Here is a 19395-nt window from a genome sequence, read left to right as displayed (position 1 = left end):
TCGCGCCGACGGTAACAGCTGTCGAAATGCTCCAAACAGATGCAAAAGCGCAACACCCTGTTGCATAGTTGGAACGAACCCATGGAGCAGAACCTGACCTTCGACCTCGATGCCCTGCTGATTTTCGGCAGGGTCGTGGAGAGTCGCAGCCTGTCGAAGGCAGCCGCCTTATTGGGTATGCCGAAGTCGACCGTGAGCCGCAAGTTGACCAAGCTGGAATCCGACCTCGGCATCAAGCTGCTGCGCAAGAACACCCATCAACTCACCGTCACCGACCTCGGCGAGCAGATCTACGCCCATGCGACGAACATTCTCGGCGAAGCCAACGGCGTACGCGCCCTGGTCGAAGCGAGCAGGCAGGAACCACAGGGTGAGCTGCGCGTCGCGATACCGGTGTTCGTCGGCATCGACTACGCATCCCGGGTGGGCGCCAGCTTTCTGCAGCGTTATCCGCAGTCGCGGTTGGACATACGGCTGGTCGACACCATGGTCGACCCGGTCAGAGACGGTTTCGACGTGGTGTTCGGCCCTGGGCCACTGCAGGATTCGACACTGATCGCACGCAAAGTGTTCGACCTTGAACTGTTTCTGTGCGCAGCACCCGCCTTCGTGGCTGAACTCGGTGCGCCCATCACCGACCCGGCCCAGCTGAACGAGTTGCCCTTCATCGACTTCGGCTTCGGCGGACCGCGCAAGCTCACCGTGGTCAGGGACGAGCAGCGCTGCGAACTATCCCCGCTAGTTCGCGCCCGCGCCAACAACTTTCAGGTGTGCAAGCAGTACATTCGGCAGGGCCTCGGCGTCGGCGCCATGCCCACCCAGATCATCTGCACCGCGGAACTGCGCGAGGGCAGCCTTGTGCCGATCCTGCCGCAGTGGACGTTGGACCCGCTGCCGGTGCACATGATCTACCCGTTCGAGCTGTCGTTCTCCACCCTGATCAGCGCGTTCTACGACACGGCCTGCCAAATCATCACCGAGAACATCGCCCGCAGCCGCGATCTAGAGTTCGGGGCACAGGGACGCGAGGAACCGTTGGGTTCGTAGCCGGGATTCGGTCCTGGATGCGGGATCGTCACCGAGCGGGACGATCCGGGCGGCCAGGTCGGTAACGCCGGCGTCCCGGTAGCTGTTCAGCCGTTTGACGACGGCCGCTTCGTCGCCTGCGGCCATCGTGTCGCCGACGTCCTGGGCGTCGCCCTGCTCGAGCAGTCGAACGTAGTTCGGGGAGAAATCCGCGTGTCCGAGGATCTCACTGGCGTAAGCGCGAACATCGTCGACGCGGCTGTTCTCACACACGGCGACCGGGATGCCGGCCACGATGCGCGGCGGTTGACGTCCTTCGGCGGCGGCAGTGATTCGGGGGGCGACGTAGTCGCCGATGGCACGTTCGTCGGCCATCCACAGGATGGTGCCGCCAGCTCGTTCGCCGGCCAGCCGCAGCATCGTCGGGCCCAGTGCGGCAAGCAGAACCGTCATCCCAGGTGTGTCCGCGACGTCGATAGAAGCGTTGACCCGGTAGGTGTCGTTGACGATCTGCACGGGTCCGGGTCCCGCGAATGACGCGTGCAGCACGTCGAGGTAGTCGCGCACCAGACGGGCCGGCCGGTCGTAGGGCATCCCGAGTTGGTCGCTGATGATCCAGTGGTGCGACGGGCCCAGACCGAGGGTGAATCTGCCGTTGCAGGCGGCGTCGGTGGTCAACGCCTGCTGCGCCATGATCATCGGATGCCGCGTCTGGATCGGGACGACTGCCGTGCCCAGTTCGATGCGTGCAGTCACTTGACCGATCAGTGCCACAGCGGTCATCGCATCCAGATAGCCGGGGACCTGCGGCATCCAGAATGAGGCGAAGCCGTCCGCCTCGGCGGCTGAGGCATCAGCCAGCAGGCCCGCCAGGCGGTCGGCGCGGGTCCGCTCTTTGTCGGAACCGACCATCAGTCCGAGGCGCATCGAATGTCCTCCTCACCGGCGCTCGAGTGCGCCTGTTGTGCACCAGAGCAGCGTCGGGTCAGCGCCCGGCGGTGGCCAGTTGCGGTGGTTGGCGTAGGCCCACACCTCCCACGGATTGTCGTAATAGCCCGCTGTTTGGACCAGGCTGTACCAGTTCTGGTTTCGGTGGAACAGCCAGTACCCGGTAGCGACGACGAATCCGGCGGCCATCCAGCCGGCGTAGCTGAGCGGGAACAACGGGCCGAAGACCCTGCTCTGCCAGACATGCACCATTTCGTGATCGAGCATCAGACTGTCTGCCTCCGGACCGGTGCCCAGGCTGGTGGTGACATTGCCCAACGTGGTGACAAAGCCGGGGATGCCGATGCCGCCGCGGTAGACATGAGCGCCGGCGCGCCGGCTGAGCACGGCATCGTATCCGGAATCCGGCGTGACCTCGTTGACCAGTTGCAGGCCATATCCCAGCGCGGTGCCCGCGGCGCCCCAGGTGTAATCCAACAAGAAAGCGGCCCAGCCGCGCCAGCCCCGGAAGTCGTAGATGTTCAGTTGGCGGCGGATGACCGGGCCGGCCGCGAATGACTTCACAAGGGCAGGCTAGACCGAAATGATTCGGGCGAGTCAAACCCTGGGCAGTTGGCGAGCAGTCTGGCACGGTCATGGGGTGCGCGGGTGTGGCTGAGCGGCTAGGCAGCGGCCTGCAAAGCCGTATACACGGGTTCGAATCCCGTCACTCGCTCCAAGGTTCGGCGTGGCACACGCGTCTAGCCGCGGTATTGCGCCACCCGTTCGGCGTATTCGTCGAGCAGGCGCAGCGACTTGTCGGTCGGTTTGGTCGGCAACAACAGCGCCAGTTGCCCGAATCCCAATTCGTCTGCAGCGCGCCAATATTCGGGATCCTGCGGCGCACCGAACATCGCCAGTGGAACGTCGTGCGAGGCTGCGTCGCGCAATTGGTCGACCCGTCGGCTGATGCGGTCGATCGGGAAGGGATTGGAAATCCAGCCCGCTTGATGCCGCACCACGCGCTTTACAGTGGCATCCGAGTCGCCGCCGATGAAGATGGGCGGGTGGGGTTGCTGCACGGGCTTGGGGCGACTGTACGACGGTTCGAAATCCACATATTTGCCGTGATACTCGGCGGGTTCGTCGGTCCACAGCGCCTTGATCGCCTCGATGCGTTCGTCCAGCAGAGCACCGCGGGTCTTCGGGTCGGTGCCGTGGTCGCGCATTTCCTCGAGATTCCAGCCAGCGCCGACGCCAAACACGAAGCGGCCGTTGGAAATGAGGTCGATGCTCGCAGCTTCCTTGGCCGTGATGATCGGGTCACGTTGAATCAGCAGCGCAATGCCGGTGAACAGTTCGATCTTCGACGTCACCGCCGCGGCTGCGGCCAGCGTGACGAACGGGTCGAGCGTGCGGTAGTAGATCGACGGCAAGTCACCCCCGAGCGGGTAGGGCGATTGGCGACTGGCCGGGATATGCGTGTGTTCAGCGACCACCAGCGACTCGAATCCGCGCTCTTCGATGCCGCGCGCCAGTGACACCGTGTCGATGCTGTCGTCGTTGACGAACGTGGCGATCCCGAACTTCATTGCTACTCCTGTCACTCGATTCTGAGTGTGCAGCCCACCAAGGCCGCCCATTTATTCCCCGCAGGCTCCAGCTGCGCGCGGGACGAAACCGTGTGGCCAGGGGTTTCGGTGCCGGCACGTAGAACGTACGTGGCTTCGCTAGGTACCACGGGTCACATCCGCCCCAGGCGTAACAGTGCGGAGATACCCACCCCGAAGCCCACCTCACAGCGACTTTCCCACGCAAGCGCGACAATTGATCGTCGCAGCCAAGCCGAGCGTGGCGACGTGCGAATGTCGCGCATAGCTGGGAAAGTCGCGCTGAGGTGGGCACTGATCTGTTCGGTCCCCAACCGCGCGACTCCGGTCGGGCAGCACAGCCGACGTCAGACAGAGTCAGTCGTAGATGACGTCAAGCCCGCGCCGGCGCAGGTCGGCCAAGACGTCGCGCATGGCTTGCAGCTGTTCGGCGGGATGCCCCACCCAATCCGTAAGTTCGCCAATGATTTTCACGGGCTCACGGGTGCGGTAAGAGTGAGTCGGGTTGCCGGGCAACTTCTTGTCCGTGACGTTCGGATCGTCTTCGAGAGCGCCTTGGGCCACTACCAGGTAGATACGGCCCGGCCCCTCCCCCTGCGCCAGTTCGGCACCCCACACCGCGGCGTCCAACGTTCGGGTCACGTAGACGTGATTCATGATTCGATTCGGGTCGTAGTTCGACCGACGTCCGGGCACCAGCAGATCACCGACCGCGAGATCGGCTTTGGTGCCGTGCAGGAGCGCCCCGGATTCGTACACTTCGAAAGGCTTCGGCGGGTGCGACACTCCGCGCTCACTCATTCGGCGCCGAGAACGAGAAGCGGATCGTGGTGCAGCGAGAGTTCAAGCATGCCAACTCCTTCGGTCAGTTCAGGTCCCGCTCGAACCAGCCGAGCAGGCGTTCGGGATGCCGAGCGCGCCGTGACGCCCGGCGGCTATTTAGTTCGACGTCGCTTGCCGGGCACCCCCAGCACGTCGGAGTTGGCCAGCGTCTGCGCCTGAGCGGCCAGTGTCGACGCGCGGTTGGCGTAGGCAATTGCTTCTTGCTCGTTGCTCGCCTGCTTGTCGTGCGCCGCGGAAAGGCAACGCTTCGCCTCTTCGAATCGGCCCTGGGCTTCGGCGCCGATGTGCGCGCGGTGCTTGGCGACGTAGTCCGAGATCTGACGCAAACGAGCGTCGGCGGTGGACAGCGCCTGCCCCAGTGAACCGTCCACCGGCATCTGCCCGCCCGCGGTAACCGACCGCCGGTGCCGTCGCGCCCGAATAATCAGCAATACCAACAGAAGTAGAACCACGGCGACGCCGGCACCGATCACCCACGGCAGCCAGTTCCGCTGCGCCGGACTTGCGGATTTACTCAACCCGTCAGCGGCGGCGAGCGCGGCGCCGCTCCAGTTCTTCGCGATCACTGCCGGTTGGATCCGGTCGCTCTGCAGGCTGTTCAATTCACCGGCCGAGAGGCTCGGCGCGGTGAACGAGTACAGCTTGGTGTTGGTGGCGACGGCCAGCAGTGCGTCATTGCGGCCCATGCCGCTGGCGCCGCGGGTTTGGTCGGCCCAGTTCTCGGGTTTGAACCGGGAGTAGTTGTCGACGTAAACGACCCACAACTGAATGTGCCGATCACGATAGAGCCGGTCGATCGCGGCGCTGACCGCCGCGCGATCGGAGTCTGTCAGCGCTCCGGTGTTGTCGGTGATGTGATCAGCCAGCCTGGACGGCGGTTGCGCGCCGGCCGGTGTGCTCAGCAACAACCCTGTGGTGAGGATCGACAGGACGACAGCGAACAGGCGAACAATGCGCATACGGGCAATCTAGCCCGCGGGCCAGGTGTTAGCGTCGTCGACGTGACCCTCAAAGATATCGCCCTGACCACCCTGGATGGCAAGCCGGCCACGCTCACCGAATTGTCCAACGGCGCAACACTTGTCGTGAATGTCGCCTCCAAGTGCGGACTCACCCCCCAGTATGCGGCGTTGGAGAAGCTGGCCAAGGACTACCGCGACCGGGGGCTCACCGTCGTCGGCGTGCCCTGCAATCAGTTCATGGGCCAGGAGCCGGGAACGGCCGAAGAAATTCAGACATTCTGCTCGACGACCTACGGGGTCACGTTCCCATTGCTGGAAAAGACAGACGTCAACGGCGCGAACCGCCACCCGCTCTACTCCGAGCTGACCAAGACCGCCGACTCCGAAGGCAACGCCGGCGACATTCAGTGGAACTTCGAAAAATTTCTGATCGCACCGGACGGTGAAGTGGTCAAGCGGTTTCGGCCCCGTACCGAACCGGACGCGCCCGAGGTCATCAGCGCTATCGAGAAAGTGCTTCCCCGCTAGCGGTGTCGCGGATGGACTGGACAACCCCCGGTTGCCGTCCCCATTGACGAACATCAGATTCGGAATGGAGCCATTCTGCTGAATGTTGGTCACGACGAAGGACAGCCGCAACTCCCCGTCGCGGTAGGTCGGCGGCGGCCTGCACGGTCGGTGACGGAGCTCTGAAAGCGTACGGGCTGCAACACCTTTGATGCGCCTTGGTGCCATCCCGGTGATTTCCGCGGCAGGTCGCTGCATGCGGCGCGGCGCGGCAGGCGGCTACCATTCACTTTCGGCCAGCTGACAGGCCGTAAGCAAAGGAGCTGCCGGGATGAGCGAACACCCACTAGCGGGCCGGGTCGCGTACGTGACTGGCGCCGCGCGCGGCCAGGGCCGGTCGCACTGTGTGCGCCTCGCCCGGGCCGGTGCCGACATCGTCGCCCTCGATGCGTGTTCCCCGGTGGCCGAGCACAACGGGTATCCCCCGGCCAGCCCGGAGGATCTCGCTGAGACCGTGGGCCTGGTCGAAGGCGAAGGCCGCAAGATCCTGGCCGAAGAAGTCGACGTCCGTGATCTGGCAGGCCAGCAACGCCTGGTGTCCAAGGCGATCGAGCAGTTCGGCCGGCTCGACATCGTGGTGGCCAATGCGGCGGTGCTCAATTGGGGCCGGCTGTGGGAGATCTCGGCTCAGCAGTGGCAGGACATTATCGACATCAACCTGACCGGCCTGTGGAATACCATCAAATCAGTTGTGCCGCCGATGATCTCAGCGGGAAATGGCGGATCAATCATTACCATCAGCTCGGCGGCCGGGATCAAGGCCGTGCCCGGTTGCGGGCATTATTGCGCCAGCAAGTTCGGCGTGGTCGGTCTGACCAATTCGCTGGCCGTCGAACTCGGCGAGTTCGGTATCCGGGTCAACTCGGTGCACCCGTACGGCACCGATACTCAGATGGGCAACGACCTGTCGATGTATCAGCTGTTCCAGGACCATCCGACCTTCATCCACAGCTTCTCGCCGGGCGCGTTGCCGACGGATGCGCTGGCCGACCCGAACCTGGTGTCGGACATCGTGGTGTGGCTGGCCAGTGACGCCTCGTCGCTGGTCACCGCAGCGCAGATTCCCGCCGAGAAGGGCTATCTGAAGATCTGAGCTTTGGCTCCCCGGCGACGCTGAATCGCTGTTCGCAGTCCGCGGCGGCGCCCCGTCCGATGATCGGTGGCGCCGAAGCCGGGCTCCAGACCGTCGAATATCCGCTCGCTGCGGGTTTCCGGAGCGTCGTCGGCGGTGTCGCGTAGGTACTTGTCCGGCAACGACAATTTGGCGATGGTACGCCACGTCTTGGCGTACTGCATCGCGAATGGTCCTGTGGTGTAAGGCAAGTCGTACTTGTCGCACAATGCGCGCACTCGGATCGACACCTCATGCAACCGGTTGCTCGGCAAGTCGGGGAACAGGTGATGCTCGATCTGGTGGCACAGGTTGCCGCTGAGCAGACGCAGCAGCGGCCCGGCTTCGAAGTTGGCACTGCCCAGCATCTGGCGCAGATACCATTCGCCCCTGGTCTCGCCCACCATGTCGGTTTCCGCGAACTTCTCTGCGCCGTCGGGAAAATGGCCGCAGAAGATCACCGCGTTGGCCCAGACGTTGCGGATGACGTTGGCCACCGCGTTGGCTTTCAGCGTCGATGCGTACGTCGCCCGCGGCGACAACGATGTGACCGCGGGGAACGCAACGTAGTCCTTGACCAGCTGCCTGAACGCTTTGGTGGTGAACTCGCGGGTCTGCTGCCAGGTGGTGTCGCGTTCCGGGCCGGACCGCAAGAGCTTCTCCACATCGACGGTCTGCAAGCCGATTCCCCACTCGAACGCGATCGATAGCAGCACATTGAACAGGATGTTGCCCAGGTGGTAGCGCTGCCACGGTTGGTCGCGGGTGACCCGGAGGACGAAGTAACCGACGTCGTCATCCATGCCGAGGATGTTGGTGAACTTGTGGTGCTGGAAGTTGTGGGCGGCGACCCAGTGTTTGGAGGCCGCGCTCATGTCCCATTCCCACGTGGTGGAGTGGATCTCGGGATCGTTCATCCAGTTCCACTGGCCGTGCATGACGTTGTGGCCCAGTTCCATGTTCTCGATGATCTTGGCCAGACCAAGCGTCACCGTTCCGGCCCACCATCCAGCGCGTTTCGCGCTGGCGGCCAGCAGCACCCGGCCGGCCACTTCCAGTGCGCGCTGGGCGGCGATGGTACGGCGGATGTAGCGGGCGTCGCGCGCGCCCAGGGAGTCTTCGACGTCTTGACGGATGGAGTCGAGTTCGACCGACAGGTTCTCGATGTCGGCATCGGTCAAGTGGGCGAAGGCCGGCACATCCGTAATCGCCATGGTTTGTCCCCCTGTGCTGAGTAGACATCTCCGCCGCACTGCTGGCAGGTGTCTGATCGACGACCGAGCCCCCCGCTCGATCGCTGACTTCCTTGTCGCCATCCCACCGGCCGGCGAATCAACGCGTCACGCCTTGATGATGGCTCGTGCTGATGCCCCAGGTTAGTAGAAGATCTGGGATTCCTGCGCATCCCGGGGCCCCGGTGATGGGTGTCGCACGGCCCGCGCGGCATGACGACTCGGTTAACAGTCCCGCCCAATCGGGTGTGATTGTGGCCTAACGCGGTAAACCTGTTGGCCGTGAGCGTCAAATCCACCGACCGTTGGTCGAGCCGGGGGCGTGCGGCACCCCGCGGCACCCGAGCAGCGGTCTTCTTCGCTTTGGTAGTCGCGATGATCGGTGGTGTCGGGGTCGTTGCCACACAGGTGACGCGCCTCCCGGATAGGACGCCCGTGCACACCGCGACCCCGGCGACGACCTTTGCCATTCCCGGCTGTTACAGCCGCACGGTCCCGCCGGACGAACGGCCGGCCAAGCTCAAGATCGTGGGGTGCGCCAGCGTCGCCGTCGCACTGCAGGACGTCGTGTGGAGTTCCTGGGGGTCCCAGGGTGCCGACGGGACCGGCGTGGCCGTCTTCAAGATCTGCGATCCCAATTGCGCCGCCGGCTACCAGGTCACCCATGAGGTCGTCGTGCATGCGTGGAACCCGCAGCCGCCGCGGGCGAACTCCGGTTGCCGCGAGGGCCTCAAGATATTCGCGGATCTGATTCTGGCCTTCGGTAAAGGTGTTCCCCCGCCAGCGGTACAGGAGATGAACGCCCGGTACAACGGAATGCCCGCGGCGCACTATACGAACTACCCCTCCGGTACCGCTGACCGGCAGTTCATCGGCTACACGTTTTGCTCGTAGGCGCCTGACCGGGCAAGCTTCCTGAGCGTCGATAGCGCGCTTCCACCTCAGCGTGGAAATTGCTGCGCAAGTGGGTAGGTAAACACGAATCGGCGGCGCAGGCACATTGCAGCGACGCCTGTCGAGGAGGGCGCATGACGTACGGGCCGAGCGCAAGCAGGATCGGGTGACGCAAGAAGTCGTGGCTGAGCGTTCGGTCGCTCAGCACGCGGCCGATTCAGCGGCTGCGCCGACGCCCACGCCCACCGCGAGCAACCGATGGCTGAAAGCGGTCCTGGCTTCCGATATTGCGATCGCATTCATTGTGGCCCTGGGGTGGCAAACGTTCGCCACGCTGCTCGGCGCCCTGCTGCTCCCGGATAGGACTGGCTTCCTCGAGCACATCATGAAGTGGGATGCGGTCTGGTATCTCAATATCCTCAACGAGCATTACACCCAGAATCCGATGTCGCCCGCTTTCTATCCGCTGTTCCCTTCGATCGTCGGCGCCCTGTCGGCCGTCACGTTTCACAGCATTCCGTATCCTCAGCTCTGTTTGCTGGTCAATACTGTTGCTCTCGGCTTCGCCATTGCGGCGCTGCTGACCATCTGCCGCGAGTTCGGGTTGACGAAATACCGCTTCGTCAGTGTGGTGATGTTCCTCGCGGCACCGGCCGCGATCTTCATGCACCAGTTCTATACCGAGGCTGTCTTTGTCGCACTCGCATTCTGGGCGTATGCCTTTGCACTGCAACGACGCTGGCTCCCGATGGCGGTCATGCTGGCATTTCTGACGGCAACGCGGCTGCCGTCGCTCCTCTTTGTCGGGCTGTGCGGACTGGAATACCTTCGCGCCTACCGGTGGCGTGTCCGCGCGGCGATCAATCGCAACCTTGCCTACTTTCTGCTGGCACCTGCAGGATTTCTACTGTACGGATTTTATTTGCTGGATGTGCGCCGAGACTTCTTCGCCATGTTCAGTGCCTACAAGACGGACAAATCGTGGAATTACCTGACGTTCGAACCGAACGTCGTCTTTACCCTCTACCGGAACTTCCGGGAAGCCGGCAAAGCTGTCTTCGGCCCGCGCGGTTTCGACAATGACATCACCGTGAATTTCGCCATTCCTCTGTTATGTCTCACCGTGCTCTTCGCCTGCTCCGTCTACCTGTTATGGGGGTACCGGGGCAAGGGCATTCCGCTTGGTATTTTCGGCCTGTGCTCGATCGTCTTCTTTTCGATCAACAGCAGTTTGGTGGCCGTCCACCGCTATGCGCTGCCATGTTTGAGTATTTACCTTGTCCTGGCATTGATATACGCGAAGTACCGACCAGCGCGGGTGGTGGTAGTGACCATCGCGCTGGCCATGCTCGTCGCGCAGGCCACGATCATCCACTACCTGTACGTGACGAAGGATTTCGTCGGGTGAGCTAGACGCGGCCATTCGAGGGTATTCCCCTTTTCAGTGCACTGTCGCGCATCTGGAGGGAGCCACCATGTCCATGAATGTCGCCCAGAAACTGATTGATTCGCACCTAGAAGACGGCGAGATGACACCGGGCGAAGAGATCGCGATCCATATCGACCAGACATTGACCCAGGATGCAACCGGCACGCTGGTGATGCAGGAACTCGAAGCACTCAAACTCGACCGGGCGCAGACCGATGTGAGCGTGCAGTATGTCGATCACAACCTGCTGCAGGGCGACGAGAAGAACGCCGAGGATCACGAGTACCTGCGCACCGCAGCCCAGCGGTTCGGGCTGTGGTTCTCCAAACCGGGCAACGGCGTTTCGCATCCCACGCACATGCAGCGCTTCGGCATCCCCGGCAAGACCATGGTGGGGTCGGACTCGCACACCCCGGCCGCCGGATCGTTGGGCATGCTTGCGATCGGCGTCGGCGGACTCGAGGTGGCGCTAGCCATCAGCGGACGACCGCTGCATATCCGCATGCCCGAGGTGTGGGGCATCCGGTTGGAGGGCGAACTTCCGCAGTGGCGCTCGGCCAAGGACGTGATCCTGGAGATGCTGCGCCGACATGACGTCAAGGGTGGGGTGAACCGGATCATCGAGTACTACGGTCCGGGGCTGGCGAACCTGACTGCGATGGACCGGCACGTGATCGCGAACATGGGGGCCGAGCTCGGTGCGACGACGACGGTGTTCCCCAGTGACGACGCCGTCAAGGCGTTCCTGCGCGCCGAGGGACGCGAAGACGACTGGGTCGAGTTGCTGGCCGACGACGGGGCGGGGTACGACGTCGAGGACACCATCGATTTGTCCGAGATCGAGCCGCTGATCGCAAAGCCGTCCTCGCCCGGCAATGTGGTGCCGGTGCGGGAGGTGGCCGGCGAGGAGATTGCACAGGCGGTGATCGGGTCCAGCGCCAACCCGGGGTTGCGCGATTTCGCGATCGCGGCGGCGATGGTCGCTGGGCGCCAAACCGCCCCGGAGGTCAGCTTCGACATCAACCCGACGTCCCGAGAGATCCTGGCGGACCTGACGAAGATGGGCGCGACGCTGGAACTCGTCATGGGCGGCGCCCGCATCCACCAGGCCGGCTGCATGGGGTGCATTGGCATGGGCCAGGCGCCGGCGGTGGGTCGCAACTCATTGCGCACCATGCCGCGCAACTTCCCGGGCCGGTCGGGCACGAAGGAAGACGCGGTCTGGTTGTGCTCGCCGGAAACCGCTGCGGCGTCGGCGTTGACGGGACAGATCACTGATCCGCGGGACTGGGCTGATGATGTCGGCATGGACTACCCGAAACTTGATCTGCCCGAAGAGAATTCGGTGAATACCGCCATGCTCGTACCCCCTTTGGATCCCGACGAGGCGGCCAAGGTGGAGCCGGTGAAGGGACCGAACATCTCCAGCCTGCCGGAACTGTCGCCCTTGCCCGACGAGGTGGAGGCGCCGGTGCTACTGAAAGTCGGGGACAACATCTCCACAGATGAGATCTCCCCGGCCGGCGTGCAGGCGCTGCCCTACCGGTCCAACATCCCGAAGCTGGCGGAGTTCAGTTTCATGCGGGTCGACGACTCCTACCCGAAGCGGGCGCAGGAGGCTGAGGAGACAGGGCACATCATCGTGGCCGGCGAGAATTACGGGCAGGGCTCGTCTCGCGAGCATGCCGCGATCGCACCGCGCTATCTGGGGCTGCGGGTGGTGATCGCCAAGTCGTTCGCGCGCATCCACTGGCAAAACCTGGCCAACTACGGGATTTTGGCACTCGAGTTCGACGATCCGGATGACTACGACGCTGTCGACCAGGACGACAAACTGCGCATCGAGGGGCTCGATCAGCTGGAGAAAGAGGAGTCTTTCGAGGTCTCGATCGTCGACAAAGACTCGACTTTTACTGTGCGACACCGACTTTCACCGCGCCAGGTGAAAGATGTGTTGGCCGGTGGGTTGATTCCGCGGATTGCGGAAGAGGAGAAGTAGGGGCCGGGCGCACAGGAGGACGACAACGCAGCGATCCGCTAGGGTCCATATTCGGGCCTAGACAGCAAATCTGAAGGAGCTTTGGATGCGGAGCCAATCTCTGGTCATCGGCGCGTTGATCGCAGTGTGCCTTTCTCTCGTATCTCCCGCTACCGCGAAGGCGGACCAGCAGTGCCCGGAAGCCGGGACCGGAGAACCCGCAGCGGCAGACTCCCAGCCTTTCCCCGTCCCGGCCCCGTATTCCGGCAACATCCTGGGACCCAACACTCTGCCCACCGGGCCGGTGAAGCGACTGCTGGTCGGTTACCAACGACTCGGCACGCCGCCCCTGGAACCCAAAGCTTTTCTGGACAAGTACTACGACCAAACCAACGGGTGGAAATGGCCGACCAACTTCGGGTTCGCCGGTGAAGCTAAGCCGTTCACCATGAAGAAGGGTCACTTGTTCGACCGGTTCGGGAAACCCGACGAAGCGAACTTCCTCGCCAACGAGAAGCACACCCCGTTCGCGTCTCGGGGTTTGCCGCCGCAATCCCTCAACACTTACAAAGGCTCCCCCGAAGCCAACTATCACGTTTACTGCGTCGTGAAAGAGCTGACGGTCCAGTACGGGAAAATCAAAGACTTCGCCGGCCAGCCGGGCGGTGGCTACCAGTACTTTCTCGGCAACACCAGGGTGAAAGACCTGGTGGCCGCCGGCCAGCTCATCGAGGTGCCGCCGAAGTACGGGCTCGACGGCTAACCCAAGCCGCTCACCCGACTGCAGTGAGTTGCAGATGCTGCGTCACGCGCGGCGGCCTACCACCCGACCCGCAGATCGGGGTGGCGATGCCTGAGTCGTCTTTGCCTTCCAGGGTGATCGGATCCCAGGTCGCGTAGCTGACGTACACGTCGGGAACCCGCGATCCGCCCGGACAGAACGCGTCCGAATGCCAGACCAGTGTCCACTGACCGTTGACCATGCGCGCGTTGCCGAAGGCTGGGGCGCCGGGTGTGTTGGCGACCGACGCGCACCCTTCCCCGCACGGGGTGAAATACCAATCGCTCGTGGTGATCTCACCCGAATCCGAAGTCACGGTCGACAGGTAGTGTCCGCTCATTACGGGTGCCGCCCACGCGGTTCCGGCGGACCCGACCGTCCCCCACCCGGCAAGCAGGGCGAGTGTGACGATGCCTCGTGAGATTGACATGACGCCGAGTCCTCCCTGATGACGTGTGAGCTCCTCAATTTGCTATAGCACAGTGAAGGCGTAAATGGAGTTGCCCGTTGCGTGCAGTCTTGCCCGCTCGCGTGGCGCCGCGATGAATGTGGTCCTGCGGTGCAGTCTGATCTGCATGGGCAAACTCATCTATGGCTTCAACGTGTCGGTGGACGGGTACATCGCCGACGCGCAGGGCAACATCGACTGGTCTGCACCAAGCGACGAACTGCACCAGTACTGGAACGACTTCGAGCGGGAGACCGCCCTGTCGTTCTACGGGCGGCGACTCTACGAACTGATGTCCGCGTACTGGCCGACCGCCGACCAGGACCCGGACGCCACCCCATTCATCGTCGACTACGCCCGCACCTGGCGCGATATGCCCAAGGTCGTGTTTTCGCGCACCCTGGAGTCCGTCGACTGGAACTCCCGGCTGGAACGCGGCGACCCGGTCGAGGTGGTGCGCAAGCTGAAGGCCGACACCGACGGCACCCTGGAGGTGGCCGGCGCGACGCTGGCCGCACCGATCGTTGCGGCCGGACTGGTGGATGAATACCGGCTGGTGGTGGCGCCCACCGCGGTGGGCGGCGGCATCCCGTTCTTCCCGACACTGCCGTCGTGGATCTCGTTGCGGCTGTTGGAGAATCGCACCTTTCCGGGTGGCACGGTCCTGCTGCGGTACGCAGCGAAACACGACTGATGTGCTGGCCGGAAGGCCCGCGGCGTTAGGCTCCAACAGCAGCGTTGCCGACTCGGTGACGTGTGTTCGTGCCCAGTTGGCGCGTGACCGTGGACGTCTTGAAAGGGCACACCGATGTGCGGAATCTTCGCTGCGATGACGCGCCGCGGCCTTGCGACCGAGCGGCGTGACGCCGCGCTCAAGCTGTTGGAGCACCGCGGGCCCGATGGCTGTGGCACCTGGACCTCGCGCGACGGGCAGTGGACGCTCGGACACACACGGTTGTCAATCATCGGTCTGCACAACGGGACTCAGCCGATGACAAGCCCGGATGGCGCGGTGCACCTGGTCGTCAACGGTGAGTTCTACGGTTACCGCGAGATTCGCGAGCGCCTTCGTGCCAACGGGTATTCGTTCTCCACCGCCAGCGACAGCGAGATCGCGCTGCACCTCTACGCCGAGCAGGGTATCCAGGCGGCGACGCAGCTGCGCGGCGAGTTCGCGGTGATCATCGCCGATGAACGGCAGCGCGCCATGTATGCGATCCGGGATCGGTTCGGCGTCAAACCGCTTTACTACGCGGCGGTGGACGGCGACGTGTACTTCGCGTCGGAGATCAAGGCGTTGCTGGCGTTGGGCGTGCCGGCCCGATGGGACCTCGAGGGTGCTACCGGAGGGTTCGGCAGATCCCACGAGAAGACCGAGTTCGCCGGGATCAGCACCGTGCCGCCGGGGTGTTATGCGATTGCGCGAGATGGCGTTGTCCGCATCTATGCGTACTGGGATTGGGAGATCCCGACGGCTGATCAGATGCGCGCAGACACACGAAGTGAAGCAGAGGTCGTCGCCGACTTCCGTCACGCGCTGCAGGACGCGGTGCGGGAGCGGCTGGTCGCCGATGTCGAGGTCGCGTCGTATCTCAGCGGAGGCATCGACTCGTGTGCCGTCCTGGGGCTGGCGCAGCAGGAACTGAACCGGCCCATTCGCGCGTTCACGCTCACCTTCGAGAATCCGCTTTACGACGAGGCCCGGGTCGCCGAAGAACAGGCCAAGCGGGTCGGTGCGACGTATCACCCGATTCCGATCACCGGGCGTGAGATCGCCGAGTCCTTCGCGGATGCGATCTGGCATGCCGAGACGCAGATGTTCAACGGCCACGGCGTGGCCAAGTATCTGCTGAGCCGTGCCGTCCGGGCCGCCGGCATCAAGGTGGTGTTCACCGGTGAGGGCGCCGACGAGATGCTGGGCGGGTATCCCTACTACCGCGTCGATGCGCTGAACGACGACAAGACATTGCGCGCCGACCAGAGATTGAAACTCCTGGACGAGATGCTCGGCGCCAATGCTGCAACGCGTGCGCTGATGATGCCCGAACAGGTGAGCAGCCCCGAGATGCAGGCGGTGGAGCGCAGACTCGGCTGGCTGCCGGCAACGCTGAATGTCGGTGCGGCGCAGACCAATAGCGTGGCGCCATTATTGCGCGACGACCTGCCGGACTGGGTCCGGGCGTACCAGCCGCTGGTGTCGTCGCTGGATCGGTTGCCGATTGCACAGCGCGTCACTGCACGCGATCACCTGAATCAGGTGCTGTACATCAACGCCAAAACGGTCCTGCCGAACTTCATTCTGAATTACCTGGCCGATCGGATGGAGATGGCGCACTCCATCGAAGGGCGGGTGCCGTTCCTGGACCACCGTGTCGCCGAGGCCGCGGCCCGCGTGCCAGTCAGCATGAAAATCAAGGGAATTCGCGAAAAGCATGTGCTGCGCGAAGCGGCGAAAGACGTGCTGATCCCCGAGGTGTACGACCGACAGAAGCATCCGTTCACCACGCCGCCGACGCGCGACCCGAACGACCCGATGCTCGCTTTCTACCGGGATACTTTTGCTTCGCAAGCGGCGAAAGACCAGCCGATCTACGACATGGACAGAGTTTCCACGGCGCTCGATCAATTGCTCGAGTCGCCCGACGATCAGCGGATCGCAGTCGAAGGCGGCCTGCAGCGGGTGACGAGCGTGATCGTGATGCAGCAGCTGTTTTCGATGACGTAAATCGCATCTGTTGTCCGGGACCTACAGCTTGCTGGCCGTTCCCGACTCGCCGACTGAGCCGCCTCCCCCGGTTCCGGGCATGCCACCAGAGCCTGCGGAGGCTTTGGCCAGCGTGGTCGCCATGGCGTCGCCGCCCTCTCCGCCGCTACCGCCGTGACCGGGATTGCCCGTACCGCCGTAGCCGCCGTGGCCGCCGGTGGCGGTGCCGCTTCCCCAGTTCAAGGCGTAAGCGGCGTCGCCGCCGCGGCCGCCGGTAGGGCCGGTTCCACCCATGCCGCCGGCACCGCCGATCGCATAACCGCTTCCCCCGCCTGGGCCATAGTCGTAACCCATGAGCGAGCCGGGTCCCCCGTCACCGCCGTCTCCGCCGACGGTGGTCCCGGTGCCGCCCATCCCGCCTTGGCCGCCGACGGCGTTTCCGGATCCGCTGCCGGCCCGGATGTACGCGCTGCCTCCGTTGCCGCCGTCTCCGCCAACTCCGGCGATGCCGGTGCCACCTTTGCCGCCGATACCGCCGGTGACGTCGGTGCTATTCGTGCCGCTCGCTTCGGCCGAGACACTGCCACCGTCGCCGCCGCGGCCACCGTTGGCACCCATGCCCCCGTCACCACCGAGGCCGCCGGTGCCACCGTAGATGGAACCGCTGCCGCCGTTGCCGCCGCGGCCGCCGTCGCCCAGCTGTCCCGCGGCGCCGTCGTGGCCGAACAGGGACAAGTGGGCGCCGCCGGGACCGCCCATGCCTCCGGTGCCACCTGTGCCCCCGGTGCCCCCGGCAACTCCGGCGTTCGGGGCCGTGGCGCCGTAGCCTCCCCAGCCACCGGCACCTCCGGTGCCACCGGCGCCGCCGTTGCCCCACAGCAATCCGCCGGTGCCGCCGGCCCCGCCCCGGCCACCGGTGCCGCCGACGCCTCCGTTGCGCGTGACGGTGTCGGCGCCCTGGATTCCGGTCGAACCGATTCCACCGGCCCCTCCGCGGCCGCCGTCACCGAACAACCCGGCATCGCCGCCTCGCCCGCCGGTGCCACCGCCGGCAACTCCTGAGCCGCCGGCGCCGCCATTGCCGAACAGCAATCCGCCTGCGCCACCGTTCTGACCGGTCCCGGCCGCGCCGTCGGCGCCGTTGCCGATCAGCGGACGGCCCAGCAAAGCGTTGGTGGGCGCGTTGATCACGTTCAGCACGCCCTGTGCAAGGGCTTCCAGCGGGTTTGCGCTGGCCGCCTCGGCCGCGGCGTAGGCAGTTCCGGCCCCGGAAAGAGCGGTCGCGAACTGATCGTGGAATGTCGACAACCGGGCGCTGAGCGCCTGGTACTCCCGCCCGTAGTCGGAGAATATGGCGGCGATCGCGGCGGAGACCTCGTCCCCGGCCGCACTGAGGACGGTGCTGGTCGAGACCGCCGCGGACGCATTCGCGGTTTGCAGAGACGATCCGATGCGCGCCATGTCCGCAGCCGCCGAGCCCACCCAATCCGGCACAGCAAATACGTACGACACTGCTGTTCTCCTACCGCGTATCGGCCCGGGACGGTGTCCGGGGTTACTTCGCCGACCTGGACGACGTCGAGATTTCGACCGTATCCAGGGGAATCGCGGTGGGATTGAGTAGTTGGCTACCTCAGTTTGTTCGAGCGGGACTGAGGTGCTGCGGGTGCGAGTTGGGTCGTCAAGCAAGCATCGGGTCGATCGCCGACCGGGGCACCAACACCTGCACCGCGTCGGGCAGCAGGGTGCCCTGGTCGAAGAAGAAGATCACCCCTTCGTTGACCACCGCGAAATTCTGGTAGTTGGCGGGGTCGTTCAACGCGGCTTGTGAGATCGGCAATGCCGGCGCCGGTGCGGTCGTGGCCGGTTGTCCCGGTTGCGCGGGCGGTGCGGGCGGTGCTTGCTGCTTCTGCAGTTCCGCTTGGACGACGGGCGCTACGACCCTCAGCGGATCGTCGACCCGCCACAACGGCGTATTTTTCTTGTCGTCCGGCTTGGCCGTGTAGAGGATTTCCTTGCGATAGGTCTGGTCGTAATTGAACGCCTTGAACGTGGTCCGCGGTTGTGCGCCCACGTTTTGGTACACCTTGAACACCACAGCCTGCGTGCCGCGCGGCGGAATTGCCGAGCTGTATTCCGACGGCTTGATCTTCAGCTCGGCGGGTTGGCCTTGGGGCGCGCCTTTGGCCGCGTTAGTGAACGTCTCGCGGGTCTGGGAGATGTAGTCAGCAATCGGCTGCTGGTTGGGGTAATCGAGCGGGATGCTGATGTCGACGGTGTACGCGGGGTCGGTGACCTGGATCTCACACGAGCTGCCGGTGCTGTTGCCCTTGAGGTCGGCGCAGTAATCCTTTGGTGCGGCTACCGCGAGGGCAGGAGAACTGAAGATGGTGCCAGCCGTGACGAGTACGGCGACGTTGAACAGGCGCATATGTGAATCCCTCCGAGCAAACGCGGCAGCGCGCCGCGCATGCGACGTTAGCGTGAAGTGCTTGTGGGAGGTAAATCCGCCGGGGTTTGCGCTGGTTGGCGACGTGCGGGTGGAAGGTCGGGCGGGGGCCGCATGTCGCAGCCCCGACACTGAAGCAGCGGGATCAGGCTCGGCCGCCTTCGGGCAACGCGGATCTCGGCGCGGCGCAGACCAAGCGTGTCGCCCCTGGTTGCGCGAAGATTCCCGTTGACTTCGCGGATTCCAACCTGTCCCGCTGACGCGCCAGGCCCGGGGCGCGGACAGCTGCACCCCCGCCGTACTTGCCCAGCGTTCCCGCCCTATCGGTTGACCGCGCTTCTTCCCCGCGAGCCGAGTTCCGCTCTTTGCCCATGGGTCACGTCACCGTACAAATAGGCCATTCCTCGGTGACGATACTGAGCTATAAAGTTGCC

The 19395-nt window shown here is 64.3% G+C and carries 18 protein-coding genes and 1 tRNA gene; 10 read left to right on the top strand and 9 right to left on the bottom strand.

The genetic code is table 11. The features are described 5' to 3' along the window. Nucleotides 1-81 precede the first annotated feature (81 nt). Nucleotides 82-1047 (top strand): LysR family transcriptional regulator, encoded by a 966-nt coding sequence (locus AC5Y6Y_RS00450; RefSeq protein WP_499929318.1) that lies wholly within the window; start codon nucleotides 82-84, stop codon nucleotides 1045-1047. Here AC5Y6Y_RS00450 and AC5Y6Y_RS00445 read toward each other — a convergent pair. Both AC5Y6Y_RS00445 and AC5Y6Y_RS00440 read right to left on the bottom strand, forming a co-directional pair. Then, complete coding sequence (locus tag AC5Y6Y_RS00445) at nucleotides 1003-1953, bottom strand: TIGR03564 family F420-dependent LLM class oxidoreductase (RefSeq protein ID WP_499928883.1); 951 nt, start codon at nucleotides 1951-1953, stop codon at nucleotides 1003-1005. The two genes, AC5Y6Y_RS00450 and AC5Y6Y_RS00445, sit on opposite strands and share 45 nt — an antisense overlap. Before the next feature lie 12 nt (nucleotides 1954-1965). After that, the gene (locus AC5Y6Y_RS00440; RefSeq protein WP_499928881.1) at nucleotides 1966-2538 is read right to left on the bottom strand and encodes a hypothetical protein; all 573 of its coding nucleotides are present in this window, start codon (nucleotides 2536-2538) and stop codon (nucleotides 1966-1968) included. A gap of 80 nt (nucleotides 2539-2618) precedes the next feature. On the opposite strand from AC5Y6Y_RS00440, the gene AC5Y6Y_RS00435 reads away from it, so the two are divergent. Next, nucleotides 2619-2692 (top strand) — tRNA-Cys (locus AC5Y6Y_RS00435). Nucleotides 2693-2714: 22 nt separating this feature from the next. Here AC5Y6Y_RS00435 and AC5Y6Y_RS00430 read toward each other — a convergent pair. From AC5Y6Y_RS00430 to AC5Y6Y_RS00420, 3 genes are all read right to left on the bottom strand, one after another. Then, nucleotides 2715-3545 (bottom strand): LLM class F420-dependent oxidoreductase, encoded by an 831-nt coding sequence (locus tag AC5Y6Y_RS00430; RefSeq protein ID WP_499928879.1) that lies wholly within the window; start codon nucleotides 3543-3545, stop codon nucleotides 2715-2717. A gap of 375 nt (nucleotides 3546-3920) precedes the next feature. Next, nucleotides 3921-4364, bottom strand: coding sequence for an NAD(+)--rifampin ADP-ribosyltransferase (gene arr, locus AC5Y6Y_RS00425; RefSeq protein WP_499928877.1), 444 nt, complete (start codon nucleotides 4362-4364; stop codon nucleotides 3921-3923). 134 nt (nucleotides 4365-4498) lie between these two features. Then, nucleotides 4499-5365, bottom strand: a complete 867-nt coding sequence (locus AC5Y6Y_RS00420; protein WP_499928875.1) for a TPM domain-containing protein — start codon at nucleotides 5363-5365, stop codon at nucleotides 4499-4501. A gap of 42 nt (nucleotides 5366-5407) precedes the next feature. On the opposite strand from AC5Y6Y_RS00420, the gene AC5Y6Y_RS00415 reads away from it, so the two are divergent. Together AC5Y6Y_RS00415 and AC5Y6Y_RS00410 are read left to right on the top strand one after the other, a co-directional pair. Beyond that, a complete protein-coding gene (locus AC5Y6Y_RS00415) occupies nucleotides 5408-5896 on the top strand; it encodes a glutathione peroxidase (protein ID WP_499928873.1) in 489 nt (162 codons plus the stop codon). A gap of 310 nt (nucleotides 5897-6206) precedes the next feature. After that, nucleotides 6207-7028, top strand: a complete 822-nt coding sequence (locus AC5Y6Y_RS00410) for a mycofactocin-coupled SDR family oxidoreductase (RefSeq protein WP_499928871.1) — start codon at nucleotides 6207-6209, stop codon at nucleotides 7026-7028. On the opposite strand, the gene AC5Y6Y_RS00405 is transcribed toward AC5Y6Y_RS00410, so the two are convergent. Further along, the gene (locus AC5Y6Y_RS00405; protein WP_499928869.1) at nucleotides 7013-8260 is read right to left on the bottom strand and encodes a fatty acid desaturase family protein; all 1248 of its coding nucleotides are present in this window, start codon (nucleotides 8258-8260) and stop codon (nucleotides 7013-7015) included. The genes AC5Y6Y_RS00410 and AC5Y6Y_RS00405 overlap by 16 nt on opposite strands. A 393-nt stretch (nucleotides 8261-8653) precedes the next feature. On the opposite strand from AC5Y6Y_RS00405, the gene AC5Y6Y_RS00400 reads away from it, so the two are divergent. From AC5Y6Y_RS00400 to AC5Y6Y_RS00385, 4 genes are all read left to right on the top strand, one after another. Then, the gene (locus AC5Y6Y_RS00400; protein WP_499929316.1) at nucleotides 8654-9172 is read left to right on the top strand and encodes a hypothetical protein; all 519 of its coding nucleotides are present in this window, start codon (nucleotides 8654-8656) and stop codon (nucleotides 9170-9172) included. A gap of 166 nt (nucleotides 9173-9338) precedes the next feature. Continuing rightward, nucleotides 9339-10580, top strand: coding sequence for a putative hexosyltransferase (locus tag AC5Y6Y_RS00395; RefSeq protein WP_499922737.1), 1242 nt, complete (start codon nucleotides 9339-9341; stop codon nucleotides 10578-10580). A gap of 67 nt (nucleotides 10581-10647) precedes the next feature. After that, nucleotides 10648-12600, top strand: a complete 1953-nt coding sequence (locus tag AC5Y6Y_RS00390) for an aconitate hydratase (RefSeq protein WP_499928867.1) — start codon at nucleotides 10648-10650, stop codon at nucleotides 12598-12600. An 85-nt stretch (nucleotides 12601-12685) separates the two neighbouring features. Next, nucleotides 12686-13342: a TNT domain-containing protein gene (locus AC5Y6Y_RS00385; protein ID WP_499928865.1), complete on the top strand. Its 657-nt coding sequence runs from the start codon at nucleotides 12686-12688 to the stop codon at nucleotides 13340-13342. A gap of 10 nt (nucleotides 13343-13352) precedes the next feature. Here AC5Y6Y_RS00385 and AC5Y6Y_RS00380 read toward each other — a convergent pair whose 3' ends face one another. Then, nucleotides 13353-13790, bottom strand: a complete 438-nt coding sequence (locus AC5Y6Y_RS00380) for a hypothetical protein (RefSeq protein WP_499922733.1) — start codon at nucleotides 13788-13790, stop codon at nucleotides 13353-13355. 145 nt (nucleotides 13791-13935) lie between these two features. Here AC5Y6Y_RS00380 and AC5Y6Y_RS00375 point away from each other — a divergent pair, with 145 nt between their 5' ends. Together AC5Y6Y_RS00375 and asnB are read left to right on the top strand one after the other, a co-directional pair. Further along, nucleotides 13936-14502: a dihydrofolate reductase family protein gene (locus AC5Y6Y_RS00375; RefSeq protein WP_463824696.1), complete on the top strand. Its 567-nt coding sequence runs from the start codon at nucleotides 13936-13938 to the stop codon at nucleotides 14500-14502. Nucleotides 14503-14616: 114 nt separating this feature from the next. After that, a complete protein-coding gene (gene asnB, locus AC5Y6Y_RS00370; protein WP_499928863.1) occupies nucleotides 14617-16533 on the top strand; it encodes an asparagine synthase (glutamine-hydrolyzing) in 1917 nt (638 codons plus the stop codon). A gap of 21 nt (nucleotides 16534-16554) precedes the next feature. On the opposite strand, the gene AC5Y6Y_RS00365 is transcribed toward asnB, so the two are convergent. Further along, a complete protein-coding gene (locus AC5Y6Y_RS00365) occupies nucleotides 16555-18024 on the bottom strand; it encodes a PE family protein (protein ID WP_499928862.1) in 1470 nt (489 codons plus the stop codon). Between the two features lie 169 nt (nucleotides 18025-18193). Continuing rightward, a complete protein-coding gene (locus AC5Y6Y_RS00360) occupies nucleotides 18194-18943 on the bottom strand; it encodes an esterase (protein ID WP_499928860.1) in 750 nt (249 codons plus the stop codon). Nucleotides 18944-19395: the final 452 nt, after the last annotated feature.

The organism is Mycobacterium sp. NGS24, assembly GCF_059813065.1.
The sequence above is the reverse complement of the archived record's forward strand: the minus strand, read 5'-3'. Positions and strand labels throughout refer to the sequence as shown.